Below are 6418 nucleotides of genomic sequence, written 5' to 3' on the forward strand. Positions count from 1 at the left end.
GTGTTCGCCTCCGACAGCATCGTCGAGGCGGTCAGCCGGCTCGCGAGCGGCCAGGCGCCACCGATCCGCCGGCTGCCCGCGCGGTTCGGGGTGGAGCAGGTGCGCGAGCTGGCCGCCCGCGACACCCGTCAAGGCGTTGGTGCCGGCGGAATCACCTGGGCGATATCGGAATTGGACCTGGCGCCGGTCTATCTGAATTTCGCCGAGAACGCACACCTGATGGTGACGGGCCGTCGCGAATGTGGGAAGACCACGACGCTGGCGACGATCATGGCGGAGATCGGACGACTCTACGCGCCCGGCGCGAGCAGCGCGCCGCCGCCACCGGCCGGGCAGCCGTCCGCCCAGGTGTGGCTGGTCGACCCGCGCCGGCAACTGCTGACCGTGATGGGCTCGGAGTATGTCGAGAACTTCGCCTACAACCTCGACGGTGTGCAGGCGATGATGAACGACCTGTCCGCGCTTCTGGCCAGCCGTGAGCCACCGCCGGGCCTGTCGGCGGAAGAGTTGATGTCGCACTCCTGGTGGAGCGGCCCGGAGATCTTCCTGATCGTCGACGACATCCAGCAGATGCCGGCCGGTTTCGATTCGCCGCTGCACAAGGCCGCCGCCTGGGTGACGAGGGCCTCCGATGTGGGCCTGCACGTCATCGGCACCCGCACGTTCGGCGGCTGGTCCTCGGCGGGCAGCGACCCGATGCTGCGGGCGCTGCATCAGGCCAATACGCCGCTGCTGGTGATGGACGCCGACCCCGACGAAGGCTTCATCCGCGGCAAGATGAGGGGCGGACCGCTGCCACACGGCCGCGGCCTCTTGATGGCAGAGGACACCGGCGTGTTCGTCCAGGTAGCGGCCACCGAGTTGCGCCGATAACTCCTGTAGCCCCGAATATCGGGCAGCAAAAGCCCAGCTGATAGCCGAACAGCAAATTAACAGTTGCTGTCGGCTAATGAACAATAGTTGTCCGCTAATGAATAGTTGGCGTCGTCGGCGGCGTCTCCCGGTATGGGCATCTACTGTCACATACGAACGCCTTTTCAGTGACGAACGACCCGTGCGCAATGTTGTTGAGACCGAAGGTTACCCAGGGAAGAAAGCGCCTTTCATCTGTGACCACACACCCGGTTTCGCACACCGGCACCTGCCAGGCCATCGGCCGCGTCAAAGTCTGCCCGGCCCTCCCAGGAGTGCGTAGTGCTTGATTTCGGGGCGTTACCCCCGGAGGTCAACTCCGGCCGCATGTATGCCGGTCCCGGACCGGGGCCGATGTTGGCCGCTGCGGCCGCGTGGGAGGGCTTGGCCGCCGAGTTGGGGTTGGCGGCAACCGGCTACAACTCGGTGATCACGGAGCTGACGAGCGCGCCGTGGATCGGCCCGACGTCGATGTCGATGGCGGCCGCCGCCGCGCCGTACGTGTCGTGGCTGAGCACCACCGCCGCACTCGCCGAGCAGACCGCGTCTCAGGCCCTTGCGGCCGTGGCCGCCTACGAGGCGGCATTCATGATGACGGTGCCACCGCCGGTGATCGCGGCGAACCGGGTTTTGTTGACGACGTTGGTCGCAACCAACTTCTTCGGCCAGAACACGCCGGCGATTGCGGCCACCGAAGCCCAGTATGCCGAGATGTGGGCCCAAGACGCCGCGGCGATGTACGGATACGCCGGCGCCTCGGCAACCGCCTCCACGGTGAAGCCGTTCACCCCACCGGTACACACCGCCAACCCGGCCGGACCGACCATGCAGGCCGCAGCGGTCGCCAAGGCCGCTGCCACACCCGCGGGCACCTCTGGGCAGACCGCTGCGCAGACCACCCCCCAACTGGTCGCAACCTCCGCGGTGCCGCAAGCGCTGCAACAACTTTCGTCGTCGCCGCTGACCGCCTCGTCCACGTCGTCGGGATCCGGGCTGACAAACATCACCAACATCGGCACGGTGCTGAAACAAACCCTGCAGGCGTATTTCGGGGTGGGCATCGTTCAGTTCTTCGCGCAGATCGGACAGCAGTTGACGTTCGGCCAGGGAACAACCGCCGGTGCGGGCGGAGCCTGGTACGCAACGCCGCAATTCGCCGGACTCGGCCTGGGCAATGGTCTCAGTGGCGGACCGGTGTCAGCGAGTGTGGGCCAGGCCAACTCGATTGGGGCGCTGTCGGTGCCAGCCGGCTGGGCTGCGGGCGAAGCAGGAGTGAGCCCGACGGCGCAGGGCGCGATGACGATGAGTGCCGTGCACGCCGCCGAGGGGAGTGGGCCCGGAGGTTTGCTTCGGGGCATGCCGCTAACGGGTGTGGGCCGGCGGGCCACCGGCGGTTTCACCCACCGCTACGGGTTCCGCTACAGCGTCATGGCACGTCCCCCGTCGGCCGGATAGTTGTCAGCCCGGCCGATATGAGTCGATATCGTGGTGTTTACGCAGGTAGTGGTTGTCGAAGTGGGCTGACAACCGAACTTGCAATGAACGGCCGATACCTGTGGATGAACAGTAGTCGTCCGGGAATGAACACTTGGCGTCGGCGGCGCGTCCCGCAACGCCAGCCAGCTAATCTGTCTATCGACGACTTGCTGAAGGTCGTTGACGCTGAGGGCTATTGAGGAGGACGCCAGGTGTCGTTCGTGACGACGCAGCCGGAAGCATTATCGATCGCGGCCGGCTGAGGAGGCTGTAGTGCTGGATTTGGGAGCGATACCGCCAGAGATCACTTCGGCTCTCATGTATGCCGGCCCCGGGTCGACGCCGATGATCGCGGCCGCGTCGGCCTGGAACGCGCTGGCCGCCGAGTTGAATTCCGCCGCCACCGGCTACCAGTCGGTGATTACCCGGCTTGCCAGTGAGGAATGGATGGGCACGGCGTCGACGCAGATGGCAGACGCGGCTGGCCCCTACGTGGCGTGGATGAACACCACCGCCGCGCAGGCCGAGCACACCGCAACTCAGGCCAGGGCCGCCGCGGCCTCCTATGAGAACGCGTTTGCCGCCGTCGTGCCGCCGCCGCTCATCGCGGCCAACCGCGCCCAGCTGGCGCATGCGGTGGCGACGAACGTTCTCGGTCAGAACATGCCGGTAATCGCGCAGCTGGAGGCGCAATACGGCGAGATGTGGGCCCAAAATGCGGCCACGATGTACGGTTACGCCGGACAGTCGGCAGCCGCCACCAAGGTGACACCGTTCGCCGCGCCGGCACAGATCGCCAACCCCGCCGGACAGGCTCTTCAATCCGCGGCGGTCACCCATGCCGCCGCCAGTTCGTCTGCCACCGGCACCCAGTCGCTACTGTCACAGCTGGTTTCGTCGACGCCGACGACGCTGCAGAGCCTCGCGGCACCCACCTCGGCTTCGTCGATCTCATCGCCGGGCGCGAACATCCTCCAGTCGGCGACCGGGTCGTCGAGTTCATCCTCATCGCTTTCGGGGCTGGCGAGCGCTTTGTCTCCATACACGGGCATCCTGTACAACACCGAGGGTTTGCCGTACTTCAGCATCGGCATGATGAACAACTTTGTGCAGTCGGCGAAGACCCTGGGGTTGATAGGCGGGTCGGCACCAGCCGCCGCCGGCGCGGTGCCAGGTTTGGGCAATCTGGGTGCCATGCTGGGCGGCGCCGGGGGTGGTGGCCTCGGGCCGGGCGTGTCCGCCGGGCTGGGCAGCGCCCCGGCTGTCGGCGGGTTGTCGGTGCCGCCCTCTTGGATCGGATCAACCCCGTTGACGGCCCCGCATAGCGCTCCGCTGCCGATCAGCAGCGTAAGTGCGGCCCCGGAAACCGGCGGAGGTGCCGGAAACCTGTTGGGCGGTATGCCCTTGGCCGGTGCGGGAGCCGGTGCGGGAGCCGGTGCCGGCCCACGATACGGATTCCGCCCCACCGTGATGACACGTCCACCGTTCGCGGGATAACGACGGCAGCGATCCCGCTCCTGGAAATGCCAGTGACACAACACTTTTGACAGTGAGTCAGTCTTCTTCGAAGATGAGTGCCATTTCCGGGCAGGCGGCAACCCCGTCGCGAGTCAATTGCTCATCCTCGGGTCTCACCTCGCGCTCTTCGAGGATCGAGTAGCCGGACTCATCGATGGGGAAGAAATCTGGATCGACGGCGTAGCACTGCGCATGTCCCACGCATTTCGATTGGTCGAGGCGAACTTTCATAGGGTTTCCTCTCTCGACCGTGCCGATCGGCCCGCCGGTTAAAAAGTGCTGACGCCCAGGGCGACTCAGGTGTGCTCACAGCCAGATTAGTGTGCGTCTGCTGCGGCTACGATGTTGTCTGTCGCTGCCGCGACTCGAGAGAACGGACAACCGGGGACAACAGCGCATATGAGCACCCTCGACGAAGGCTTGTTCGGAGCCTTCCACCTGCCGCGGCTTGAATATTCCGAGTTGCCGATGGCCGCCGACCGTGGTGTCGGGTGGAAGAGCCTCCGGGATGCCGGGCCGGTGGTGTTCATGAACGGCTGCTATTACCTGACGCGCCGCGAAGACGTGCTCGCGGCACTGCGCAATCCCAAAGTCTTTTCCTCACGATTGGCGCTTCAACCCCCGGGCAGCCCGCTGCCGGTGGTACCGCTGGCGTTCGACCCGCCGGAGCACACCCGGTACCGCAAAATCCTCCAGCGCTACTTCAGCCCGCACGCGTTGAGTAAGTCACGGCCGGTGCTGACCCGTCACGCCACCGACATGATCGATGCCATCGCCGGCCGGGGGAAATGCGAGGTGATGGCAGACGTGGCGAATCTGTATCCGTTTCAGGTGTTCCTCGACCTCTACGGCCTGCCGCTGGAGGATCGCGATCGGCTGATCGCCTGGAAAGACGCCGTCATCGCCGACAAGGCCTATGTCACCGAGGCCGACCTCGCCCCGGGCCGGGAGTTGTTCGGCTATCTCACCGACGTGATCAGACAACGCCGCCAGAACCCGGGTTCGGACATCTTGTCGCAGGTGATGACCGGCGAAGGTGCGTTCAGTGACCTCGAGCTCCTGGGCATGAGCCACCTGTTGATCCTGGCGGGGCTGGACACCGTGACTGCGGCAATCGGATTTTCCCTGCTCGAACTGGCGCGCAGACCACAGTTGCGCACTCAACTCCGCGATGACCCCAAGCAGATCAGGGCTTTTATCGAGGAGATCGTCCGACTGGAGCCATCGGCACCGGTGGCGCCCCGGGTAACCACCGAGATCGTCACTGTCGGTGGGATGACGCTGCCCGCAGGCTCGTCGGTGCGATTGTGTATGGCTGCGGTCAACCGCGACGGCAGCGACGCGATGTCCACCGATCAACTGGTCATGGACGGCAAGGTGCACCGACACTGGGGATTCGGCGGCGGGCCGCACCGCTGTTTGGGTTCTCATTTGGCGCGTATCGAATTGACGGTGGTCGTCGACGAATGGCTCAAAAGAATTCCCGAGTTCGAATTGGCGCCCGGTTACACGCCCGAAATCCGCTTTCCGGGCAAGACCTTTGCGCTCAAGTCATTGCCACTGCACTTTGGCTGATCGGCGCCCGCCCGCCGTGGCAGGCGTTACTCGCGGCCAGATTTTTATCCTGCGAAGGCATTTTTAGCTGGCGGGACCGCGAACGGGCGACCCTCGAGCCGTTAACGCAGGTGACCGCCACTGTGGTGTTTCGACCAGCGAATTTCGCGTGAAACGTGTTACTGAGCCGTTACTGTATGTGAACACTTGTCGTTACTCGGTGAACACTTGCCGTCGCGGGCTGTCGCGCAGAGCGAAGTGCGATTAGGACATCTAGACTCGTGCGCGGAACGATTACTGAGATTTGTTTTAGGAGGAAGCGACATGTCGTTCGTGACCACACAGCCGGAAGCGTTGTCGTCAGCGGCCGGCAGCCTGCAAGGGATCGGCTCATCACTGAGCGCCCAGAACGCGGCTGCGGCGGCTCCGACGACCGGGGTGATGCCGGCAGCCGCCGACGAGGTCTCGGCCCTGACTGCGGCGCAGTTCGCCGCACACGCCCAGATGTACCAGGCAGTCAGCGCCCAAGCCGCGGCGATTCACGAAATGTTCGTGAGCACCCTGGGCACCAGCGCCGGCTCGTATGCGGCCACCGAAGCCGCCAACGCGATCTCGGCCGGTTAGCCGGAAAGGGGGCCGTCCTGGCGAGCCAGTAGTTCCGATGTCCATCGCTTCGATGACCACTTAGTTAAGGAGACAACAATGCCTACGCGTTTTATGACCGACCCGCACGCGATGCGGGACATGGCGGGCCGTTTCGACGTGCACGCCCAGACCGTGGAGGACGAGGCCCGCAAGATGTATGCATCCTCGGTCAACATCGCCGGCGCCGGGTGGAGCGGGACCGCTCAACTGACGTCCCACGACACCATGGGCCAGATGAACACCGCGTTCCGCAACATCGTCAACATGCTGCACGGCGTGCGTGACGGGCTGATCCGCGACGCCAACAACTACG

At 65.0% G+C, this 6418-nt stretch carries 6 protein-coding genes and 1 pseudogene; 6 read left to right on the forward strand and 1 reads right to left on the reverse strand.

Annotated features, from left to right (window positions below; genetic code table 11):
• The 3 genes and pseudogenes from ACRDTL_RS12205 to ACRDTL_RS12215 form a co-directional block, all read left to right on the forward strand.
• Nucleotides 1–873 (forward strand): annotated as a pseudogene (locus tag ACRDTL_RS12205) (type VII secretion protein EccC); the annotation flags it as partial.
• 321 nt (nt 874–1194) lie between these two features.
• A complete protein-coding gene (locus ACRDTL_RS12210) occupies nt 1195–2367 on the forward strand; it encodes a PPE family protein (RefSeq protein WP_431506968.1) in 1173 nt (390 codons plus the stop codon).
• A gap of 297 nt (nt 2368–2664) precedes the next feature.
• Entirely contained in the window at nt 2665–3885 is a 1221-nt protein-coding gene (locus ACRDTL_RS12215) for a PPE family protein (RefSeq protein WP_431506973.1), read from the forward strand.
• A gap of 57 nt (nt 3886–3942) precedes the next feature.
• On the opposite strand, the gene ACRDTL_RS12220 is transcribed toward ACRDTL_RS12215, so the two are convergent.
• Nucleotides 3943–4137 (reverse strand): ferredoxin, encoded by a 195-nt coding sequence (locus ACRDTL_RS12220; RefSeq protein WP_431506969.1) that lies wholly within the window; start codon nt 4135–4137, stop codon nt 3943–3945.
• 168 nt (nt 4138–4305) lie between these two features.
• Between ACRDTL_RS12220 and ACRDTL_RS12225 the strand changes: the two genes are divergently transcribed.
• The 3 genes from ACRDTL_RS12225 to ACRDTL_RS12235 form a co-directional block, all read left to right on the forward strand.
• The gene (locus ACRDTL_RS12225; RefSeq protein ID WP_431506970.1) at nt 4306–5481 is read left to right on the forward strand and encodes a cytochrome P450; all 1176 of its coding nucleotides are present in this window, start codon (nt 4306–4308) and stop codon (nt 5479–5481) included.
• Nucleotides 5482–5784: 303 nt separating this feature from the next.
• Complete coding sequence (locus ACRDTL_RS12230) at nt 5785–6084, forward strand: PE family protein (RefSeq protein WP_431506971.1); 300 nt, start codon at nt 5785–5787, stop codon at nt 6082–6084.
• 78 nt (nt 6085–6162) lie between these two features.
• Nucleotides 6163–6418, forward strand: a 256-nt coding sequence (locus ACRDTL_RS12235; protein ID WP_431506972.1) for a WXG100 family type VII secretion target, incomplete at its 3' end; no start/stop codon positions are given.

The organism is Mycobacterium sp. (assembly GCF_050700595.1).
Lineage (GTDB): Bacteria > Actinomycetota > Actinomycetes > Mycobacteriales > Mycobacteriaceae > Mycobacterium.

Coding starts and splice junctions, on each gene's coding strand:
- ACRDTL_RS12220 (WP_431506969.1), bottom strand. CDS start 4,137: ATGAAAGTTCGCCTCGACCAATCGAAATGCGTGGGACATGCGCAGTGC.
- ACRDTL_RS12225 (WP_431506970.1), top strand. CDS start 4,306: ATGAGCACCCTCGACGAAGGCTTGTTCGGAGCCTTCCACCTGCCGCGG.
- ACRDTL_RS12230 (WP_431506971.1), top strand. CDS start 5,785: ATGTCGTTCGTGACCACACAGCCGGAAGCGTTGTCGTCAGCGGCCGGC.